Source organism: Vibrio gigantis (assembly GCF_024347515.1).
Lineage (GTDB): Bacteria > Pseudomonadota > Gammaproteobacteria > Enterobacterales > Vibrionaceae > Vibrio > Vibrio gigantis.
The window spans coordinates 57,331-78,889 of sequence record NZ_AP025494.1 but is presented as its reverse complement, the minus strand read 5'-3'; the positions used below and the strand labels follow the sequence as shown (position 1 = coordinate 78,889).

General features: G+C 41.5%; 27 protein-coding genes. 3 read left to right on the top strand and 24 right to left on the bottom strand.

Going from position 1 to position 21,559, the window contains the following annotated elements:
- Positions 1–26 precede the first annotated feature (26 nt).
- The 3 genes from OCV56_RS25305 to OCV56_RS25295 all read right to left on the bottom strand — a co-directional run bounded on the left by OCV56_RS25305 (position 27) and on the right by OCV56_RS25295 (position 1,452).
- Positions 27–344 (bottom strand): hypothetical protein, encoded by a 318-nt coding sequence (locus tag OCV56_RS25305; protein ID WP_081231391.1) that lies wholly within the window; start codon positions 342–344, stop codon positions 27–29.
- A 191-nt stretch (positions 345–535) separates the two neighbouring features.
- A complete protein-coding gene (locus OCV56_RS25300) occupies positions 536–658 on the bottom strand; it encodes a hypothetical protein (RefSeq protein ID WP_261901434.1) in 123 nt (40 codons plus the stop codon).
- 146 nt (positions 659–804) lie between these two features.
- Positions 805–1,452, bottom strand: a complete 648-nt coding sequence (locus OCV56_RS25295) for a hypothetical protein (RefSeq protein ID WP_081231390.1) — start codon at positions 1,450–1,452, stop codon at positions 805–807.
- Between the two features lie 707 nt (positions 1,453–2,159).
- Between OCV56_RS25295 and OCV56_RS25290 the strand changes: the two genes are divergently transcribed.
- A complete protein-coding gene (locus OCV56_RS25290; RefSeq protein ID WP_086715510.1) occupies positions 2,160–3,257 on the top strand; it encodes a hypothetical protein in 1,098 nt (365 codons plus the stop codon).
- A 220-nt stretch (positions 3,258–3,477) separates the two neighbouring features.
- On the opposite strand, the gene OCV56_RS25285 is transcribed toward OCV56_RS25290, so the two are convergent.
- From OCV56_RS25285 to OCV56_RS25195, 20 genes are all read right to left on the bottom strand, one after another.
- Complete coding sequence (locus tag OCV56_RS25285; protein ID WP_081231387.1) at positions 3,478–4,161, bottom strand: hypothetical protein; 684 nt, start codon at positions 4,159–4,161, stop codon at positions 3,478–3,480.
- 195 nt (positions 4,162–4,356) lie between these two features.
- On the bottom strand, positions 4,357–4,770 hold the full coding sequence (locus tag OCV56_RS25280) for a hypothetical protein (protein ID WP_081231386.1): 414 nt from the start codon (positions 4,768–4,770) through the stop codon (positions 4,357–4,359).
- A gap of 84 nt (positions 4,771–4,854) precedes the next feature.
- A complete protein-coding gene (locus OCV56_RS25275; RefSeq protein ID WP_102560770.1) occupies positions 4,855–5,148 on the bottom strand; it encodes a hypothetical protein in 294 nt (97 codons plus the stop codon).
- A gap of 33 nt (positions 5,149–5,181) precedes the next feature.
- Positions 5,182–5,403 (bottom strand): hypothetical protein, encoded by a 222-nt coding sequence (locus tag OCV56_RS25270; protein ID WP_086715513.1) that lies wholly within the window; start codon positions 5,401–5,403, stop codon positions 5,182–5,184.
- 101 nt (positions 5,404–5,504) lie between these two features.
- Complete coding sequence (locus tag OCV56_RS25265) at positions 5,505–5,951, bottom strand: hypothetical protein (RefSeq protein ID WP_081231384.1); 447 nt, start codon at positions 5,949–5,951, stop codon at positions 5,505–5,507.
- A gap of 55 nt (positions 5,952–6,006) precedes the next feature.
- Positions 6,007–6,495: a hypothetical protein gene (locus tag OCV56_RS25260; protein WP_081231383.1), complete on the bottom strand. Its 489-nt coding sequence runs from the start codon at positions 6,493–6,495 to the stop codon at positions 6,007–6,009.
- Positions 6,495–7,019, bottom strand: a complete 525-nt coding sequence (locus OCV56_RS25255; RefSeq protein WP_081231382.1) for a hypothetical protein — start codon at positions 7,017–7,019, stop codon at positions 6,495–6,497. Before OCV56_RS25255 ends, OCV56_RS25260 begins: the two co-directional genes overlap by 1 nt.
- A 93-nt stretch (positions 7,020–7,112) precedes the next feature.
- Positions 7,113–7,805: a hypothetical protein gene (locus tag OCV56_RS25250; protein WP_081231381.1), complete on the bottom strand. Its 693-nt coding sequence runs from the start codon at positions 7,803–7,805 to the stop codon at positions 7,113–7,115.
- 78 nt (positions 7,806–7,883) lie between these two features.
- Positions 7,884–8,117: a 2Fe-2S iron-sulfur cluster-binding protein gene (locus OCV56_RS26190; RefSeq protein ID WP_081231380.1), complete on the bottom strand. Its 234-nt coding sequence runs from the start codon at positions 8,115–8,117 to the stop codon at positions 7,884–7,886.
- The gene (locus tag OCV56_RS25245; protein ID WP_198595718.1) at positions 8,107–8,577 is read right to left on the bottom strand and encodes a DUF4314 domain-containing protein; all 471 of its coding nucleotides are present in this window, start codon (positions 8,575–8,577) and stop codon (positions 8,107–8,109) included. Before OCV56_RS25245 ends, OCV56_RS26190 begins: the two co-directional genes overlap by 11 nt.
- Before the next feature lie 283 nt (positions 8,578–8,860).
- Positions 8,861–9,094 (bottom strand): hypothetical protein, encoded by a 234-nt coding sequence (locus tag OCV56_RS25240; protein ID WP_081231379.1) that lies wholly within the window; start codon positions 9,092–9,094, stop codon positions 8,861–8,863.
- Positions 9,095–9,226: 132 nt separating this feature from the next.
- Positions 9,227–10,417, bottom strand: coding sequence for a DUF7146 domain-containing protein (locus tag OCV56_RS25235; RefSeq protein WP_081231378.1), 1,191 nt, complete (start codon positions 10,415–10,417; stop codon positions 9,227–9,229).
- A gap of 854 nt (positions 10,418–11,271) precedes the next feature.
- Positions 11,272–11,853: a hypothetical protein gene (locus OCV56_RS26215; RefSeq protein WP_455432289.1), complete on the bottom strand. Its 582-nt coding sequence runs from the start codon at positions 11,851–11,853 to the stop codon at positions 11,272–11,274.
- An 816-nt stretch (positions 11,854–12,669) separates the two neighbouring features.
- On the bottom strand, positions 12,670–13,704 hold the full coding sequence (locus OCV56_RS25225) for a DUF3150 domain-containing protein (RefSeq protein ID WP_081230317.1): 1,035 nt from the start codon (positions 13,702–13,704) through the stop codon (positions 12,670–12,672).
- 78 nt (positions 13,705–13,782) lie between these two features.
- The gene (locus OCV56_RS25220; RefSeq protein WP_086714903.1) at positions 13,783–14,076 is read right to left on the bottom strand and encodes a hypothetical protein; all 294 of its coding nucleotides are present in this window, start codon (positions 14,074–14,076) and stop codon (positions 13,783–13,785) included.
- Between the two features lie 32 nt (positions 14,077–14,108).
- A complete protein-coding gene (locus OCV56_RS25215; protein ID WP_086714904.1) occupies positions 14,109–14,747 on the bottom strand; it encodes a hypothetical protein in 639 nt (212 codons plus the stop codon).
- Positions 14,748–14,751: 4 nt separating this feature from the next.
- Positions 14,752–15,186, bottom strand: coding sequence for an AAA family ATPase (locus OCV56_RS25210; protein WP_086714905.1), 435 nt, complete (start codon positions 15,184–15,186; stop codon positions 14,752–14,754).
- Positions 15,187–15,246: 60 nt separating this feature from the next.
- Positions 15,247–15,405, bottom strand: coding sequence for a hypothetical protein (locus OCV56_RS25205; RefSeq protein ID WP_154723760.1), 159 nt, complete (start codon positions 15,403–15,405; stop codon positions 15,247–15,249).
- A 16-nt stretch (positions 15,406–15,421) separates the two neighbouring features.
- Complete coding sequence (locus OCV56_RS25200) at positions 15,422–16,384, bottom strand: single-stranded DNA-binding protein (protein WP_086714906.1); 963 nt, start codon at positions 16,382–16,384, stop codon at positions 15,422–15,424.
- Between the two features lie 283 nt (positions 16,385–16,667).
- Positions 16,668–18,515: an ATP-dependent helicase gene (locus tag OCV56_RS25195; protein ID WP_086714907.1), complete on the bottom strand. Its 1,848-nt coding sequence runs from the start codon at positions 18,513–18,515 to the stop codon at positions 16,668–16,670.
- Positions 18,516–18,789: 274 nt separating this feature from the next.
- Here OCV56_RS25195 and OCV56_RS25190 point away from each other — a divergent pair, with 274 nt between their 5' ends.
- Positions 18,790–19,794 (top strand): hypothetical protein, encoded by a 1,005-nt coding sequence (locus OCV56_RS25190; RefSeq protein ID WP_086714908.1) that lies wholly within the window; start codon positions 18,790–18,792, stop codon positions 19,792–19,794.
- 356 nt (positions 19,795–20,150) lie between these two features.
- On the opposite strand, the gene OCV56_RS25185 is transcribed toward OCV56_RS25190, so the two are convergent.
- Positions 20,151–20,273, bottom strand: coding sequence for a bacteriocin immunity protein (locus tag OCV56_RS25185; RefSeq protein ID WP_086714909.1), 123 nt, complete (start codon positions 20,271–20,273; stop codon positions 20,151–20,153).
- 279 nt (positions 20,274–20,552) lie between these two features.
- On the opposite strand from OCV56_RS25185, the gene OCV56_RS25180 reads away from it, so the two are divergent.
- Entirely contained in the window at positions 20,553–21,512 is a 960-nt protein-coding gene (locus tag OCV56_RS25180) for a GlxA family transcriptional regulator (RefSeq protein ID WP_086714910.1), read from the top strand.
- Positions 21,513–21,559 lie beyond the last annotated feature (47 nt).

The window sequence follows — 21,559 nt, the reverse complement described above, 5'->3', positions numbered from 1 at the left end:
AATGGCAAACAGGGGTATAAAAATCACTAAATCAAGACTTCGACAATAGGTACATTAACGTAGCCGGTTTTGTATGATCTTCCTGTTAGCTTAATGATTCCGGCCTCAACAAGAACATGTTCAATTCCAGTATTTTCACTGAAATTCTTGATGCATGTTTCATTCTCTAAAAGAGAGTCAGTTGGAACACAGGTTGTTGCAACACAAATGCGTTCACCGGGAAAGGTGTCGTTGTTAATGTTGTTATCGGTTTCAGCAGCAATCAGCTCAAGCGCAATTACACCGTTAGCGTAGTGACGTTTAACAATGCGGCAATCAAAACCAAGGAAGTTAAGTGCATTCATATCTGGACTCCAGTTATTCATGGGACTAGTTGGGGTATAAACAAGAGTTGTATTTGAAGGTTGGTAACTCTGAGGAGTTAATAGGGGCAGTCAAAGGACTGATTACATTTCAGATGGCGTAATAACCAGGTGAGCTAGAGGGTGATCCTCGCTGTCCAAGTGTACAGTGTGTTACTCAATTTGCCCTTTTACTATGGCAAAGTAATGAGTCTCAGTTTCCAATTAGTCAGCTTATTTTGCTTGTTTTGAGTACGCGTGCTTTCTAACCATTGCAGATAGCGCACACGTACATCGTGACCGTGGGTTTCAATCATTACCTATTCAAATCGATATAGTTCTCATGAAGATTGATGACTATTATCGCTGGACAATAAGTTTGAAACTTTTCTACGTCCCAAAGCGTGTGTCTAGGTACTACCAGAATCCAATACTGACCATAAAGATCAATGCATAGACTCAATCAACGTAATGACTGGAACGTCACATTGCCTCTAGTTATCTCTTCATGAACTTTCGGGCGGTGCTTAAAATTGACTAAAACTTCATACTCTTGCCCAAAATCAACATTGTCACCAAATGGACCTATAATAGCCTTTACATTTGTATCAACTGGAACCTCGATTACACATATTTTTATGGGCTTCGTATAACCATTTTTCAATGCGTGGTAAATCGCGATGTAAGGAGACAAAGTTGTAGACACAGGTTTGGTCCAGTCATCATTTTCATTTTCAGAACAGACACCGCGAAACAAAATCTGACCTTTGGCTAATGAAAGACCTTTCTCCTGTATTTCCATATCTAAATTAATGAAATCATCGACATTGAAACCTCTATAGTTTCTCTGAAATAGTTTAAATATCGGGGTATCACCGTTACTGGCCATACTCTCTTGCCATTGATTCAAAACATTTGAACTTTTAAGGAATTCTTCATACTTAATACATTCATTAGGTTTTTTGTGGGTACTAGGGTCAATGTGATATCCATAAAGCCCTGAAAACATGCCTAAACAACTTTCCAGACTACCGTCCCAACCAAGTAGCTCAACATCAAATTTATCTATGAGTACCCCTCCATCGAAAAATATAAAGCACTTAAAAGTCACCTTGTTAACTAAACTCAACCAATCGAATAAGCTGGCGACTAGGTAAACTAGTTTGCCATTCGAGTAACTACTTCCTTATATATATGTCCATATCCCTCTGAACCGCGTCTCAGTAAGTAACTAAAATCTACCGGTCTTGTATCATAAACTTCGAATGTGTCATGAAAAGCGCTATCGCGACCAACAAATACTTTCTCCAAACAATCGTCAAACTGATCAGCAGTGATGTCGACAACAATAGTTTCATTCACCGTTAACCAAACATGGTTATTTTCACTGTACTCGCATTCCGGAGATGGACGTTTGCCGACTGACTATACAACGTTAACATCATATTTTGCTCTCAAATAGAGTCCCAAAATTACACTAGATACCTCACACGAACCTGAAGGAAACCTTTGAAGCTCAACATCAACATAGGTTGACTCTGAAACGACCTTCTTAATCACTTTCCGGACCAGGGTGGCCACTGTTTTTAGTTCTGATACTTGCACTTAATCTCCTTATCAATCATTAGCTAATTCCTTATATTGGGAATTATTCGCGATTGAATTTCGTCTATGTTGCGGTCATCAAATATAAAACTCAACCAATATCAATCTATGATGTGTGTCGAAAGATAATATATTTGAAGAGATCAAGAACTATCACTATCATAATTGCCATTCTTTATAATATTTTCAGTTAGTTAGAAAAGGAACTGGTGAATGAGAAGCGTTGTTAGTGATGATAAAATCACGGATTTTAGGGAGTTAGTGAACTCAAACTCTAGCTTTGTGTATCAAATCTACAAAGATAAAGGCGGTAAGAACCTTTTTAACCTCGTTTGCTCTGCTATGGATTGGATCACTGTTTCTGTTAGGCACTTAGAAAATGCACCTGAGTTTGACAAGAATATAGATAGTAGATGTATGCAGGTCTACTCTCTTATCTCTTCAATAGACCTCATTTTCGAGTCAATCAAACAACTCCATCGAGTGTTTATGAATGACAATAAAGATCCGTTTCATGGTGAAAAGAAATGCTTCAAAGCTCGCCTCTTCCCTAATGAAGATGACAATAATTACTTTAAAACTATCAGGGCGTGTTTCGGTGCTCACCCAGTAAATCTTAATCAAGAGAATTCAAAGCGATTCGCAAGTTGGCCATTTACAAGCAGTTTCAACACTGGCGACCTGAGTGTTCATTTGTACAGTCGAGATGTGGGCAAAGAGGACTTAACGTTAAACCTGAATATCAATGAGCTGTTCGAATTTCTCAAGATACGATATGAGTACCTAGATGTTATCGCTGATAGGATTGAAACGCTGTTTGTTGAGTACCAACACAAACTTTCAAAAGAAAAAATTGAGACTAAACCTGATCCTTTAGAACAACTCTATGTTCTTCGCACTGAGTCAGAAAAAAGATTAGATAACGAATACTATAATGGAGAGATTGATGACCTCATTATGATTTTTGAAGCGGAAGTAACTGACGCTGACCTTGTACCATTAGCTGATAAGTATAAAGAATCCCTCCTACCTCTGATTGAAGAGATTAAGACGAATCTACAAGAAATGAACATCGTTGACCTAGCAACCATTAGTGTACTGAGATTAAGATCTGACCTTAATAAAGAATTACGATACGAACTCGGAAAGTTCTACACTTGGGTTCACAGTGGTAGGTATGATCCGCTACTCGAATACTATTTTGAAAGGTTCGACGCTTCTACTGATGGTAAGTTCAAGTTCACCAAAACTGATGACATCAAACTTGCGTTTCTTAAAACAAAACTTATGCTCACTGAAAGGTGTGAATAAGTTGGCTTTGCCCTTTTCTTTAGCTGCTCAATACTTTTGAATATCAAAGTGACCTCAACATTACTGTTTCAACTTTGGACTGTATCTCATTAAGGGGCAAAGCCTTCTCAGAACACTGCTAAACCAAAATGGCAAACTCGCTCACGCCACTTGAACGGGAAAATCAAGCATGAAAGGTTAATGCTTTAACTGCACTCAAACTTACTATCATAAATGCCCCCTAGTGTATCGTCGGTTGAGTGTTAGGCAGCGAGTTCAGGTTGTGTTCAATTTGTTCAGCATCCGACATCTTACTGGCGATGTAGTGTTGGGTCCCCTCTTGTCGTGTTATCGGATCGATATTGATGATTTTGAGGTTGCCTGGAATGATGGCAGTACCAAATTTGGTAGATAGGTATTCGAGCTTATGAAAGATTTGAATCACTGCGGCTGCACAGTTGAGGGGCTTAACCTCTTCGAGATAATAAGTGTAGTGATCGAGAGGATTGCTGCGTTCTGTATGCTTTTCACAATATGCCTGCATGAGCTCCATAGTTAACGCACCAGTACCGCAAAATGGTTCATAGACCTCGTTATCATTGAGCCCCATCATTTGCTCTAAAAAATCGTCATCTTGATGATTGTTGATTCGTTTCGTCTTTGTATTCACACCTAACTCAATCAGAATGTCCCCGATTGGATCACTGTACCCATTAAGCATTGCATTGCTTAACAACTGTGCAAGCTCTACCACCCCATCTTGTACTGATTCTTTAGAATCTAACCTTGTAGTCACTTTGTGCTGATTAGTATGCGCAAAGGCCCAATAGAAGACAAAATCAGAGAAGGATTTGGAATGGCTGTCATCAAGGTTCCAACTGGTGATGATATTCAGTGCTTGGTTGATCGTGTCCTGTTTATTCATGTGCGCTAACCCATTTAAGTTCTTGATAGTCGGTTAAAACGGTTATGCAACATACAAATGCGGATTTAGGAAGTATTTCAAAGAAATTGAAATTTAGGGCGAAGCGAGATGGCTGGATGTGTCAAAGCGGATGGAAATGGTGGATGAAAAGCCACCCGATCGGGTGACTTTTCATCTTAACTACAAGGTATGCAGCTACTTATTCAGGTAACGTGTCGAGAAACACATTTTACCTCCTAAGTCTTTTAAGCGGCCATCGAGTTCTTGACGACGCTTTTTTTCAGCTTCACAACTTTTGCAGGTTCCCATCTCACGCTGGCCATGTTTAGTGGTGCGCTTGACGTGCCAAAATTCTTTAGTGAGCGGAAAAAAGTGATTGCATAAGGTACATCGTTTTTCAATACCAATGGCAGTCAATTTCATTTTTCCTAGCTGAGAGTTTTTACGCAAAATGTTGTCAGTAATTGCAAAATGGCAGGTGTCTAGTGACATCGCGATATTGGCAATTGGTACTTCAAACTTTTTGGCAATTTCATTTATCGGCATATCTTCTTTGGATAACGCTTTAATTAAGATATGGTCGGTATCATCTAAATAGGTTGATTCCACGATAGATTCCTCCAATTTTGAGGGATCTATCCCTATGAGGGAAGATCCCTCACGGGTAGTGGTGGGTTGTATCAAGGTTTGGGGTTAAATGAAGTAACCTTGATATGGACAGCTCTCAGAAGCAGGGTAATCACTGTATTGCTTACCTTTTCTGAAACTGAATTTTAATGGGTATTTAACTGGTGCTAATTGCAGGTCAGTTCTCAAATGCGATGGGAGATCGTTTGGTCTAATTTCCTCGCCGTTCACGATAATGAAATCGGAAAAAGCTTGGAATTGGGTAAACTCGCGTTCAAGCAGTGCAGGGTTCACCTGTCTTAGCACATCCAACTCATTCTCTTTAATGAATAGATGGTTATCGTATTCAAAAGAGTCCAAGCCAAAGGCCAATTTTATCCCCAGAGTTCGGAGTTAATCGTCGTCGTATGAGTTCGTGACTGTCGTTGGCAAATTATGTTTCGCTAACCATGTATAAGCATCAACCCCTCCGAAAACACCATAACCTTCATAAGCCGGTTCATATATTGGGTCTTCGTTGTTTGGTTGGAGCATGTACACTGGACGACACTTCTCAGTACACGTATTAAAGATTGACTGTTTTGTGTCAGCGGTTTTGAAAGAAAAAAAGCCCATAATGTGTTCCTCTGCATAAGCTGGTTAACCTATGAGGCACACAACTCCCCTACGGGACGTATGCCCCAAAGGGAGTAAAAGGAAGATTCCTTTAAGATTGGTTACTTCGTTAAGAAGTCAGCAATAATGCTCATGGCATCTTGCGTATTTTTGATGACTGCTGCGGCGCTAGTGTCTCCGTGGTCCGAAGCGTCATACCAAATATCAGCAACAGCGCCATCTTGAAGAGCTTCAACCTCAGTTTTAGGCACTGTGCCGAGAAATGATTTCAAGATGTATAACGCTGAACTGTGCAATGTATCTGCACGGTCAGAAATCATCTTTTCAACCAACTCTGCGCTGATGTCTTCAACGGCTTCACACTTATTGTCTTCAATGAATTCGAGCAACTTGGCTTTATCATCGAGCAATTCAGAATCAATAACTTCACTAAGGTACGCGCCAGCGGCCTCAAGATAGAAGTATTTCGATGCTGTTAAGTTGTCTAGAAACTCCAAAACGGATCGAGGGGCTTCAACATCTTGCGATGTAGGTGTTAGTTCATTCATGGTATACCTCTTGAAATGAGGGGACCGCCCTAATGGGTATCGGACCCACAGGGGGTTAAGCTATAAATAGCTTCGCAATTAAGTCAGCTAGACTGATTATCCCTAAAAGAAATCCAATCAAACCTAAACGAAAGGAAAGCTTTACATTAAGATCTGGGAACGTCCAAAACCATCTTGTAATGTCCCACCAGTCAGCTGTATTCACAGACAAACGAACGTCTTTATTAAAGGTCACACCAAGTTCATTTACACCATCGTAATCGATAGCAATATATTCCTTGTTCAGCCCTTTAATCTTGCCGCCATTACCCATGCAATATCGGATTATCCATTGACCATTCTCTTTGTTGGTGATTCGAATTGCCGTTCGTCTTTTTAGCTTTAAGCTTCCAAAACCAACACGACTGTTTTCGAATCGAACAATTGAATGAGACAGGCCAGAGTCTTCATCAGGCAAACGCAGAACACGTTGAGCAATCATAAAGCTGTGACCATCGTGTATTCGACGACATGGACGTTGAATATCTAAAGTTTTGCGATTCATCAGTTTGCCTCCGTCAGTTCAATCGAACGCTGAATACAAAGAGACATAAACGCAGCCATGACTGGATGATTTAGATCTTCGAACCAACGTTGCCATGACTTCCAGCTAGAGTTTTCATCTAAGCTACATTCCGCAAGAGCAGAAGAATGCACGCAAGCATGGCTCAGTAATTGAGTGACTTTGCGTACCAGTGTTTCTTGATATCGAATACCCGTCACATCGAAAGGAAGTTTGCACGAAAGCTGTTCGGCTTCTTCGGTTTCAATCGGAAAGATATCGTCATTTTTTATCAAGAACGCTTGATGACTTGCTTCAAAACAAAATGTCACGAAGTGTGGATTCACGCCTTTTCCAATTGGAAACAAGACACTGCCACAAGGCTTTACAACCCAGAGAAATTGGGTGGTTGGGTTATCACGGCGAGTACGATTCAAGCTACGCGCATCAGCTTCAATATCATCAATCGCAACGATTGGTAATCCGAAGGGTTTTGCTGCAGTTAAAAGCATATCTGAAGTGATCATATTCAGTTCCTCCAAGAACTATTAAGGTTTTGAAGGGACAACTTCCCACAGGGAAGAAAGTCCCTGCTAATGGGTAAGGTGTAAGGGGTTGAGCTATATAGCTCTTTGCTTGACTAGACCTAGACTCGGGCTAGTCGTGCTGAATGCACGTTTGCCAAAAAAACGAATCGATAGTTCTTGAAACAGGTACATTTCAAACATCGACTCAGGGCTAAATGAGCAATATAACTTGCGAGTACCAAACCAACTTCTTTCCATGATGTCAGCACCAAAGCTGGATACCATCGATTCAAACTGCTTGAGTTTGTACTGATCTTCCCAGGTTGTAGGTTTGACGATCCAAAAAGACATGGAATGACAATAAGGCATAGCCTCATAACTCACTGCTTGCTTGAATGCCAATCGTAATGATTTAAGCCAGCCTTCAGGGGTTGCCCATCGACCATTAGGCTTTAAATCGCCACTTTCAACACTTCGGCACCATTCACATCCGTATTTTTGGAATAGTGAATATTCAGTGTCGACACCGCAATACATCCAATCTCGGGTGCGCTTTCCTGACTCTGTATCAACACAATTGGACGGACCAATTAAGAGTTGAAGCATGTACAAGTTATCCGTTGAGATGATCTTGAACCGTCTGAAAAGTTCGGCATCGATATCGTAATCGCTCATAGTTGAACAATTGATATTGAAATGTTTGAGTAGGAAATCTTTCTTTTGTTGACTTACTACATCTGCAGGACAGAACGTAGCAAATTTCTCATAGATGATTTCATATGACATAAGGGTTTCCTCCATAGGAATTGGGGATACAAGTTCAATGTCTTTGATTGACGTTGAGTTTGTTGGGGTTATGGGTAATTAAGGTAGTTCGATGTCAATGTCTGATTGCGAATCAACGCAACAAACAAGTATTTCACCGTCTTGCTTATATCCAATAGGGTCATTTAAGTAAGTAGGAGTGCCAGTAGCTTTGAGACGACAAGCGCCACAGTAACCATTTCGGCATTCAGAATTTACTTTGTATCCAGCTCTTTCTAGTGCGACAAGCGCCGTACAAGAATCAGTTGGAATGGGTGTGTTGTTAACTCGCATAATAAACCTCGAATAAATCTCCAGCAGGCATGCAAATACCAAGAGAACGACCGTTGTCCCATTGCATATGCAATGTTCCCATGTCGTCGATACGCTTGATTTGACCAAGTTCTCCTGCATCAATTGGGTCAATATCGTTCATGTGAATCATCTTGATGACGTCACCAGGTTTAAGCGATTGCTTGATTGTTTCAGTAGTCGGGACAAATAAAGTCTCAGCCAGAAACCAGCAATCTGTAGCGAAGTTATCGTGGTATTTTGAATCTAAAAGAAATGGCACATCTAATAATCCATTTGATGTAGTTCGGAAATGTTCACGGCCAGTAAGCTCAAGAGAGGCGTTAATCCAACGAACAGCGCATTGCGCGATTTGTAGGTCCAACGGGTTATCGTTACAGATATAGCGGGTCATAGAAGACGTATAGTTTGCTAAAGCTGCATCAATGATAGAGTTGCGCATGGTAATTCCTCCAAGGAATAAAGGAACAAACGCAACCTATGGTAATAGGGTACGAACTGTTCCCTATGGGTAGGTTTTTGTGACTTGGGTATTAAAGTCAATGGGGACATGTCATAAGACAAGAGGATATTGCAACAGCATCCTAACTGGATGAGGAATAATCACTTTAATAAAGTGATAAATTTCTCGGGTAAATCAATTACAGTTAACACGAATTTCATCGTACTTTTGGCAATTACTGGCGGTATTTTCCGTGTTTACGAAGTACTTGTGTTCTAGTGACCTAATGGCTGAGTAGTAACCTTAAGGTTGATTTTCGTTTTACTGTGCCATCCTTAATTGGCACAACGGCTTTCACTTGCAATAAGCTCCACCCTAACCGCTCTGACTCTTCAAGGACGATGCATTCATAGGAAGCCTCAACTTCACTCAGTGCATTGGCCATATCAGAGAACTTTAGCTCGGACAGCCCTTCAATGTTTTTACCATCAACCGTGTACCAAGACCCAGTGACCATAAGGTTCTCCTTCAGTGATTTTATTTATATCGTTATACAGCAACCGTGCATTGTCTTGAGCTTTTTGCGTTTAGACCAATCCTTGAGCGACCTAAAAGCAAAAAGCCTCCCCGAAGGAAGGCTAATGCGTATTTAAGCAACATCGTTAAATTCTCTATCGAGAAAACCAACCGGTGTAAGCTTGTTTTTGGCTAAGTATCCGATGAAATTCTGATATCCAGAATCACACCATTCATCAAGCCAATCTTGTGATTTTGCCAATTCCTTGATGGGACTCGGTGGAGATGCAATGGTCACTTTGCAGTGATTCATATTTTTCTCTACACGTTCCTTCAAAGAGATGGCAGCTCTGTCGCCTTCCGGCATGTCTTTTCCTTGTGTAAGGCGATCTTTGTCTTTAAAAATAACCAAATCGGTTACTTCGAAAGGAATATCGATCAGCTCCATCAAGGTAGAAGAGATACCTGACCAAACAGGAATACTCTCAGCATGCTGGCAAGCCAAACAGGTTTCAGGACCTTCTCCAACACCTAACACAATTCGTGTATTGCCCATTTCATCTTTGCAGATTAAAGGCATACCAAACTGTATTGATGCACCGCGAGGATCCTCTATTGGTGACATTTGCATCTTAGGGTTATCAAGCAACGGTGATTTATCTGAGCCATCGTCATTCAAAAAAATTCGATGAAAAGCAATCGCCTCACCTTTCAAATTTTGAATGTATAAAACAATGCCTGGTAAATACACTTCGTTGCTTTGTGAGTCCCACATTTTAAGTTGTGAGTGAAACCCAACGTTGCAAGGTATTTGAATGTCACCTAATCCGCGAGATATTAGATAGTTCATACCTATTTCAGATTCAGTGACAGCAAATGCCTCATGTTCAACCTTTTGCAAAATCCATAGGCGTTTGCTTATATCTGCAGGATTAAGAACAGCTTTCTCTTCTTTTTGAGCGGCTACGGCTTTCACTTCTCGTTGAGAAATGTTGTCTGTAGACTCCCCCAAAATATCTAAGATAATGTCCATCGCCTTCGATTTATTACAATTTTCAAGCCAAGCGACCATATCAATACCATCACCAATACGACCCTTACCATTGTAATAACCGCCACCAGACTCGTTCCAATCTTTGTACAAGCGAAAGACAGTTTTGCCTTTGCCAGTGAATGGATCTGGTACAGCTTTAGAAACACCATTTGAAGACTTTCGCATCGCCTCAGTTAGTTCACCGTAACATTTGAACACTGAGGACCAGCCACCATGACGCATCACTAACGCATGTACATCTTGGATTTTTGATCTTCTGTAATTGCTCATTTTGACCTCCTAAAAGGGACGCTCCGAAGAGCGTCACTGTTACGTTTAACTAATTTCAATCGATGACAACAAGTTCTGTTGAATCATGTCATCCAACACAGCGGGAAGGTCATCAGCATCACGTATCACTTGATAATTTGGAATGCCTCCGTACCTTGATTCGCAAATATTGATTGACGCAACATCAATCCCTTCGGCTTTACATTGCTCTACCTGACTTTCGACAGCATGTGTATCAGCTGGACACCCATCGGTAACAACAAGTAATTGCTTTCTGCTTGCCAAATCGAGCTTTGTAAACTCTTGACGAGCAGCTAAGACAGCCTTATTGGTTTCAGTACCATCACTAGAGTCAATACCGATTCGCGGATAGCATTGCATCAAAGGTTCATTGAATGACTTTCCAACATAAGCCATCGTATTGAAATACAAGACTGATACTGGTACATCCAACTCTTCAAGTGCAGCTGCAACCGATAAGGCGGCTTTCTGGGCAATGTCTAATCGACAGTAGCCAGTTCGATCTCCAGACTCATTTGTAACAGGCACACCCATTGAGCCAGAAATATCAATCGCAATAACGAATGAAGATTTATGAGTCTCAACGATATCCTCTGTATAGAAGATTCGACTGTTACCAGCAGTTACACCCGCAAGTAAATCACAGTCAAAATCACTACCAGATTCATCGTACATGATGGGTACAGCCTCTTTAGCCCACATCTGCGATTCGATAATACGTTTAATCGCACGAGCACCAGAGTTGATACTGCTTTGGATTGGCATTGATAACATTCGCCCATTTAGCTCTGGCGTGACGTTATAGTTACAAATGTCCTCATAGGATGCCGGATTCACTGAAGCATGTTTATTGATCGCTTGATCGATAAGCTCATGAAGATCGGCCAATGCTTCACCCAAGCGCTGAAAATCTTCATCACTGAGTGGGTTACGGGTTGAAGAGCCTTGAGAAGCGCCCTGACCAGTTGAACCGGAGTCCTGACCATCTGAGTCATCATCTGAATCCGAACCGGAGCCCTGACCATCTGAATCATCGTCTGAATCCGAACCGGAGCCCTGACCATCTGAGTCATCATCTGAATCCGAACCGGAGCCCTGACCATCTGAGTCATCATCTGAATCTGAACCGGAGCCCTGACCATCTGAATCATCATCTGAATCTGAACCGGAGCCCTGACCATCTGAATCATCGTCTGCATCTGAACCGGAGCCCTGACCATCTGAGTCATCATCTGAATCTGAACCGGAGCCCTGACCATCTGAATCATCGTCTGAATCTGAACCGGAGCCCTGACCATCTGAATCATCGTCTGAATCTGAACCGGAGCCCTGACCATCTGAATCATCATCTGAATCTGAACCGGAGCCCTGACCATCTGAATCATCATCTGAATCTGAACCGGAGCCCTGACCATCTGAATTATCGTCTGAATCTGAACCGGAGCCCTGACCATCTGAATCATCGTCTGAATCTGAATTCTGATTAGCCGATTGTTGTTGCTGTGGTGGTTGCGGTTGCTCTTTAGAAAGACGCTTTAATAAAAGCATAACCTCGATGGTTTCATCTATAGCAGCCACTGTTGAAGGTAATTTACCCCAATTAATCATCCGCTTTTCAATTTCATCAAAAATTGGAGAGTTTGGAGTGCCTAATTTCATCAGTAGATGTCGAGCATCATCACCAAGTTTCTTTAGGTGAGATTGCCCCTCAATTGCAATACCACGACCAGAATACAATAACCAAGCAAATAACAACCCAGCGGGGCCGTCACTTATTATTGGTTCCTGAAAATAACCCTCTTCGAGCAAGTCATAAGTCATTTTCTGAAATACCCAGTAGGCACCAGAAAACTCCTTCATACAAGCAGTCTCTACGCGACAATCTTCAATGATATTGTTGATTGATAAGAACGTGCTTGATTTACCCTTGAGGTGTTTCTCGAAGACTGAGAAGTCACTGAATCGTAAATGACCACCAGCTTCATGAGTAATTTTTGCTTCAACGAGTCGTGACCAAACTTCATCAGAGGGGTCACCAGCATTGATGTAAATATCTCTGCCATTCGTGTAGCAAGTTCGACGGTCAAAATAGATATTTACGTCAAATCGTGCGTGAATATCTGTAATAACTCGCATTGTGTTTTGAACTTCTTGAATTGAAGCCATAAGGTGTTCCTCCAAAAAATAGGATAGAGCTCCCAAAGGGAGCTCATTAGGTTAGGTAGGTGGGGTTAGCCGAACCAGAAGCCGGTTGTTGACGTTTCGCCAGTGACTTCTTCATAGGTAGGAGTACTATTGCCGCTGTCAGTATCAGTAGAAACTACTGAGTCCTTAATCGCGTCAATAATTCTCGGTTCAGATTCATCTGCGACTTCCATCACCGGCACAATGCCATTTAAGATGGAGCCACGTTCTGTAAGGTTATGTACCAATTTAACCGCGTAGGTCATATCAGAGCCTTCGATGTTCCCAGTTTTGGGTAAGGTATCGAACGCTTCATCAAGTTCATCAACCAATCGGTCAAACACAGTGTGTTGGAATGACATTGAGTAAACGTAATCACGAATAGCTCTTATTGGCTTGAAAGTTCGCTGAATCATTGAACTTTTACCAATAATTTTTTCATAAACAACAACAGCTTGCTCCGCGACGTTATCCAAAATCCCTTCCACGATGTAATCAACAGCTTCCTGTTGGTCATCATTGAAATAAGGTTTGAAGGCCATCGGCGGCAACACGTTGAATTGAAAACGTCTAAAGAAATCATCTTTAGGGGTCTTCAATGACTCAATAATTTCAGCCATATCAGGGTTAGCTTTCTTGTGTTCTTCAACTATGGTGTCATAGCGATTATCACGGTCAGCGACTTCTGAATAAAACTCAGCTTGAATTGCCTTGAGTTCAACGAGTAGAGAGTCAAGTTCATCAACTGGAATCGCGGTAACGCGTCCATATCGGACACCTCGGGCTGCAATAGCGCGGCGTGCCTTAGTCTCCAATGTGTTCTTAAACTGCAACTCAGAACGAGGAAACCACTCAATACGGGCTTTACGAGCAATCTTTGAATTCACTTCCTTTTCGTCTAAGAGAGTTTTAGCATTCGCTAACGTTTTCTCTCCATCACGGCCAGAAGTAGTTACATCGATAATCACAAGCCCATTTTCGAGTCGATTAGCAAATTCGCCATCTTGTTGAGCCACTTGGTCAAGTTGATTTTGAGCTACTGTATCGATATCGAGAGTTTGGGTATCGTTGATGTCTTTCATAATTCCTCCAAGGAATAAAAATTGGAGGGACTGATCCCGGTCAGGGAATCTAGTCCCTGAAGGGGTTAGGTAGGTTTGTTAAGGAGTAGCGAACCTAAGTTCGTTTTTGCTGAAACAATTAATCTGTGTAAACTGATATTGCTTCTTCATTTTCTCTTTAACTTTTTTGTCGATGTAGTTACGCGCTAGTAACTCAGACTGATGGGTTTTACGATAGAAGTTAAGCTTTTGGCCTTTGGCTCCGTAAACAACCAGTGTGTCGGCACCAAGGCACGTATATCCCCAAAGCTTATTACTTCCATTGTCATTACAATGATACATTTTGAACTTGATTGTACTGATATCTAGACCGTCTAAATCCGATCTTGGCAAATCAGCATCATCACACTCTGAATCATTGCTTGTTACTTTTTTGATTGCTCTTTCAACCAGGTATACGGTTGATCGAGAATATGACCATTCTTATCTTTGAACACTTGATCAATAATCTTTTCGATATCAGCTTTGTCACGAGTGTCGCAGCCATTCCAAAATACATTATTAAACGAAGCACGCAGTGGAGCTCTATCACCATTAATTTGAATGTAGTAGCACCAAGATAAAACCACACGAGTTGAAAAAGCCGTTCCAATACCAGATTTGGTTGTTCGATCTCGATTAGGACCTAACATTGCATCACGCATAGCATTAGCAAACTGGATTAACTTCTTCAGTAACTTCTTGTGGTCGCGTAAAAACGGAAATTTACCAATTACCACTTTCTCTTCTACTTCCGTGCGTAAATACGGAAATGGCACAACGAATGAACGATTTCGAAAAGCCGTATCCCAACGTCGAGACGATGGATACAAACCAGAAATGTCCCCTTCTCCAGAAGTATTACCTAACGTTACAAAACGATAGTTCTGGTGTGGATAGATGATTTCTCCTGTGTCTTCAATAGACCAAGGTTTCGTCATCTCAGAAGGAAGGTGAAGTTTGGCAATAAAATCTAAAGACCCTTTATCACATTCATCAAGCAAAACACATTTTCCGTGTTTCATTGCGTCAGCGATAGGTCCATAAACATATTCCGTTTGACAACACCCAGCGGCCTTGCATCTTCTCAGGGCGTAATGTCGGGTTAACAGACACCAGCACAGTTGGCCAATTAAGGCGAGCACAAAGCCAAAGCATGAAATCAGTTTTACCAGACCCCGTAGGACCAACCATATGCATGAAGTTAGGTCGTTGAGGTGAGCAAAACCAAGATATAACTTGGGAAAGTTGTTTTTCATCTGGAATATAACCTGCGATTTCGCGAGGTACATCTGGATGACGGTGTTTAGGGATCTGAATAACTGCCGTTACTGCTGCTGGGACAAACGGTTTGAACACGTCGGCCATACGAACAGTAATCATCTCTGAGTAATCAATTTCTTCAACAGTAGAAGTTGGTTGGTTATTCGTGTCTACAGTAGTCACAGGGTTAGCATTAGACATAGTTAATTCCTCCAGGAATGAAGTGTGGGGTTAAATTAATATGGGTAGTTAATTAAGGGGTTAAGCTGTCTTGAGAAAGAAAGCTTTATTAGCATCTTCAAGTAGCATTTCTGCTTTATGAAGAAGTTTGGGGTTATTCAGTACCTGAGCCTTTCGAAGAAGGCGCAGAGCGCGCCTTTTTCGTGCTGCAGATACATTTTTCTGGTGAGAAAAATTCATATCCGCGTACCTCGAATTATTGCTGATTATAAGCACGCTGACGGAAATTTCCGTTGCCTGCTTGTGGGCGGAATTGACGCTGTGTAGAGTCAGGTTGTTGTGCATTATTGGCATTCTGCTGTGGAGCATTCTGCTGTGGTGCATTATACGCTGGACCATTCTGTGGAGCGTTATTGTACGCAGGAGCATTTTGCTGTGGAGCATTTTGCTGCGGTGCGTTGTTATACGCAGGAGCATTTTGCTGTGGAGCGTTTTGCTGTGGTGCGTTGTTGTACGCAGATCCATTGTTTTGTGGGGCTTGATTCGCAGCTTTTAAGCTTTGAAGTTCGAACTTCTTAACCATACCAAGAACACGACTAACGCGGAATTCATGTCCAGTGACATTATTGCCGTTTTTGTCGGTGTAATCGTTAGTAGAGAGTTCAGTTTCGACCATTAAAGAATCACCTTTGTCTAAACCTTGTTTGAAGTTCTGATCAAAAATTTTTTGTGAAATTGACAGGCGAGCCCAGTGGGTTTCATCTTGCCAATTTTGTTGCTCATCTTTAAATGAACGAGTTAATGCAATTGAAACATTGTACCAAGTACTGCCATTTGCATTTTTCTGTTCAATCGAACCAACATTGCCGCCAAGCGTAAAGTTACACAATGAAGGTAGTCCAAATTGATTAACAGAATTGCCATCAATTTCGCCTAACACATTATGAAGTTCATAATAAGTATGCGTAAGTTCGCTGTTATTGTTACCAGTGAATTTACACGTCTTAAGAGATACTTTACACACATAACCAACACCGACTGGAAACTCTAATTGCCCATGGGCAAAAAGTTGAATCTGGTTAGTACGTGACTGCATTTGGTTTTGACCGTCTACCCAAGAGGTAACTTGATCGGCCCAGATGGTCGTGTTGCCATTCTCAATTTGAGAACCAGTAACTACGAATGCGATAAGGCCATTGTTTGAACGGAAAGGTTTCATAATTAATTCCTCATTAATAAAATAACGTGGAACTATAGATAGAGTAATCCCCTAGTGGGATATCTATAGCCCACTTTAGGGTCAGGTTTATGACTTAAAAAAGTCACTGGGGACATAGAATAAATCTATGGGAGAATTGCTATTAGCTCTCCAACTAAGGGAGAAAAGTATCACTTTAAAAAAGTGAAAAAATTTCTCGGGTAAATCACTTATAGTAAACCCCAAGAACGGGAGACTTTTGTAAATTAAGCGCAGCTTTTTTAGTGTTTAACTTTTCCTTGAGTTAAGAAGCGTTCAAAAACTCATTTTTTAGCTGTTGTAGTTTTTCTGCCTGAGATGCCGAATCTGGCTCTTCATTTCGCTGTTGTACGGCCAACTCAATTCGATCTGGAACCGCCTCTCTCAAAAATGACAACTGCTCTTTGAAGAAACACAGTCGCAAGTACTTCTCAGCTCTTGTTATGCCCACATACAACAAGCGACGCTCTTCCTCCCAATGCTTTTCGCCTAAACCATCTTTATCTGGTTGCGGAATTCTTTCATCTTGACAGCTCAATATCGCGACTTTCGGAAACTCTAGTCCTTTAGAGCCATGCAACGTAGCGATCACTACCTCATCTGTGCCAATCTTTTCAGCCTTTTTAGCGTTTATTTTGGTTATCCGGTCATGGAACTGATCTGCGGCCTTAGCCAAACTGCCAAGTGACGCAGCTGTTTTGGTTAGGATGTCAGCCATTGCGCCAAGAGCCGCAGGAGAGTTCATATTTCGTTGCGCCATCACCATTGAAATGATCTTTCGTTGATACTCGGCGTTGACCGTTTTGCTTGGCTCTTTTGGGACACCTTCATGCATGAACATTTCAAAAATTGATTGGGTGTGGATTAGCAATGATTGGCTTTGGGTTAAGGTGGTTACCGTCCCAATAAAGTCGATTCCATTTGATTTAGCACTTTTCGCCATATCAATCATCACCTCATCTTCATGCATGTAAGCCAAGAAATCTTGTAGATACCGACTGTTACGGTGTGTCAGCATCCACATCAACTTGATATAACAAATCACATCGGCTGACTCAAAGAAGCTCTTACCGCCGAGGCGCTTAACTTTCACTTTATGTTTGGACAACTCCAGCTCAACTGTATCGATTTCTTTATTGGTTCTAGCCAGTACCGCCCACCCGCCTTGATCGGCAAGGATACCTTCAACAACACTTTCAACTTGATGGTCTTCATCCTTAAAACCATGACAATCGACAACACCGCCCTCCTCTACGTGTGACCTTAATTCTTTTGGAATTCGTTCTACATTGTGTTGAATTAGGTTGTTGGCCACATTCAGTATTGCTGGTGGACATCGATAACAAATTTTTAAACTGTAGGCTTTCGCGTTTAGATCAGCTTGCATGTTACGGAAGTTATCGACCCCTCTTGCATTTCGAAAGGCATAGATTGATTGGTCATCGTCTCCAACAACCATGATGCAACAACCTCGTTTAGCGTGCTCGTAAAGAAACATATATTGGAGATCGTCGGAATCCTGAAACTCATCAGCACATATGTGAGTAACGCCTAAAGTTTCTGACAGTGGTCGAATTGTTCCATCTCGCAGACCATGAATAACGTCGCGAGATATCTGATTTAGGTCGACTTTGCCCTCTTTTCGCATGATGCTTTCATAAGCTGCAAAAAGTTTCAGTTTGATAGATGAGAATTCTGAGCGAGGTATAGTTAAATACTGTCCGATCGTACTTATCGTTTTCTCTGCTTCCTCATAACTCATCGCCACATGACAAGCACGCATCGCTCGCTCAATATAGATGTTTAAGTGTCCACCCATAACAATCGTTTTATATGAGTTCGTCTGACGCCAAAGCTGCACAGCCATAGAATGAAAAGTACTTGGAAATACACGAAGAGTCTGACTTCTTGGCATTGTCGACTTAAGCCTACGTTTTAAGTTGGTTGCCGCTGCATCTGTGAACGTCAGCATGGCAATTGCGTGTAGCTCGGAATCGGTAAGCACCCGTTCAGCATAACGCACTGACACTTCAGTTTTACCTGAACCGGGCAATGCAACAACCATGATATGGCCTTCCGCATTAACGCAAAGATGTTGATCTTGATTTAACATATACGTGACTCGTACTGCTTCATGGATTTGAATATGTACATCAGAGTAGGAGATTATTTAGCTACAAAGTTCAATTAACGAAGGAAATTCACTTTGTTACATCGTTTCGACATCCGTCACTAATTTTGAAAATAATCCGAAGCTTCCCCCCATTTCCCCCATTTCCCCCCGTTTTCATTGGCTGGTTTTGTGTATTTTTCGGCTCATGATGTATAAATGTAAGTAGATTTAATAAATACTCATACAGTTTCACTTGGCTAAGGAAGACAGAATTATGGACCTATTCAAAACAGCATCAGTCATTACCGCCGCTTTACTCTTGAATGCATGTGCGTCCAATAGTGCAAAATACGAAGTACCGAAATTAGGCACATCAAGTATCGCGCTCCAAGTTACCCGTTCAGCAGGAAGTGGAACGATCATCGAAGACCAAACCTTACCTAAAGGTGCAATTTCGGATGTGGGAATCGGTGGCTATGTGGGGTCTACGTTATTAGGGCTACCATTGGGCTCTATGGCAACGGGTTTCGGATTGGCCATCCTAGCGGATCAAAAGTACGGTTGGGATCGAAGAAACCTAGTTATGTACTTGGATGCTGATACTTATAGTGGCTTAGACGAGTATGAAATGTGTAAGGTTGTCATGTCTAAAATGGATGAGGTAATGGTTCCTTCATTCGACACACTTCAATCCTTTACAAAAAAACCATTGTCGCCAGATTCGAAGTTTTACGATGAAAGATACAATGGAGGTGAAAGCCTTTGTGTTGAAGGGTATCCACTTGATTCAAACGTGGACTCCCACGCAGCGATATATTTCAGAGGAGTGGACACTGCCTTCTTAGGGACGAGAGTCGGTGTACGGTCTATTTCGGAACCTTTCAGTACAGACGTGTTCGATGCTGACCTTAAAAAGCAGATCCCAGATACAAATGTCATCGCGGTCAGATTTACTTATTACAGTAGCCTGATAGCACACATGCAATACAGCGACGCTGAAACAACAGGCTTTGTAAATGCCAATGGCTTATCCACCAGCCCTTCTATTAAGCTCCCGACCGCTACTTTTATGAGTTTACCGATGAAGGAATATATCGCTGATTCTCAGGACATTCCTAACATCAATGCAGTGCGTAACAATGACACGGTGTACTATTTCGTTAAGCCGGTTGATGGACAGCAATTCAGTCAAAGTTTGTCAGAATATCACTCGACGGTCACTGAGATTCTTGAGCGAGCTAAAGACAAAAACTCGCATACGAAAGTTTCTACGCAGTAAGGAGGCCGAATATGGAACAGTTCATGACAGTGGTTTTCAAGTTTCAAGAGGGGGCGTCCCTACCCAAAAAGTTGACACAAGTGTCGGCGGACAATATAGATTGATCAGAAATGTGTCATTTTGAAGCTGTAGTTGACCATTAAGCTGTAAAGTTTGATCATTTTTCCTCTTCGTTACCCCCAAGATAAAGAAAAGAAAACAAAACAATAAAGATTGATCATTTTACAGTGTACTAATGGACAATTTGAACTGGCGTTGACATTGGTACTCTATGCATAAATTGCAAAGGGAGCTACCTCGCTCCCTACTCTGAAAGCACAAGCTGCTTGTAATAAAAAGAGAGTTAGCTCTTGAAACTAGGCCCCCCCCTGAGATAAACACCATTCCTTGACTACCCTTACAATGCTTGCGGGTTTTCCATTTTCAGGGTTCTCAGGGTAGTAAATCAGGTCTGAACCATCAGGATGCTGTGTGCTCACCTCAAAGAGAGCATTTGTGTGGCAACTTCTATATTATCAATATGATAAGCTTTACCACCATGTTATATTTGTTCTTTACAATGCAATTCAAAAGACTTACACCCTCCAATTGAGTCTTTTTTGGCTCTCGGTGCGCAGTGGTACGGTGAATTTGGACCTTTAACTTGAACGAATGTAGAATAAGTAGCCTTACATTAGATTATAATAAGTAAAAATACAGACACATATAATTGACTTTACTAACATGGTTTTCATAGCCTTCTATTATTAATGGTATTTATGAAACAACTAACCTTAACTGCGCTTGCATTTCCCGGGGGGGTGGCCACTTCAATTACTGGGCCAATTGAAGTGTTGACTACAGCAGCTTACCTTGCAGGGGTCACTCCCCCTGAAATTAATATCGTAACCCAGGACAATAATCCTGTTGTTGCACATGGAGGAATAACTCTCACTCCTACAGTAAAAATAGAGAGCATTAAAAGTACGGATATATTACTGATAGGATCTTTGGGAGAGCCTGATAGCGAGCTGACTGCCTGTTCAGAGAAAGCGCTTAAGTGGTTAGAGGATTTTGCAGATACAGATATCCCCATTATTTCTATTAGTACAGGATCATTTGCGTTAGCTAAAGCTAATTTACTTTCTAAGCGAAATGCAACAACACACTGGCGTTACGCTAACCTATTTCGAGATATGTATCCCGATACAAAGTTGCGTGTTGAGAGAAAAGTAACCTGTGACGGAAATTATTACTGTACCTCATGCACCAACGGCTACAATGACGTCATGATGTTCGTCGTGGAGCAATTGTTTGGTTTATCTGTACGTGATAGATGCCAGCAGCATATTTTTGGCAATACCGATAAAGTGCAGCAACAATCATTGGCAAAATTTCTCCCATATCGTCAGCACAGTGATGCTCTTATTCATCAGTTGCAGGACTGGATGCATAATCATCATAGCTTACAGTTTTCTGTATTTGAGTTAAGTGAACGTATTCATTTGAGCGAAAGACAAATGAAACGCAGATTTAAACTGGCAACGGGACAGACACCGATACAGTATATTCAACAGATTCGTCTTTCAGCAGCGAAAGATAAATTAGAAACGACCAAACAAACTGTCGAGGAAATTTCTAGAGTCGTTGGATATGAAGATGTTCGTTACTTTAGAGAGTTGTTTAAGAAGTTTGTGGATATGACTCCGCTAGAATATCGAAAAAGGTATCAACATTAAGTTTGACTTATAGCAATATCAAGAATGGCGGGATATCCCGCCATTCT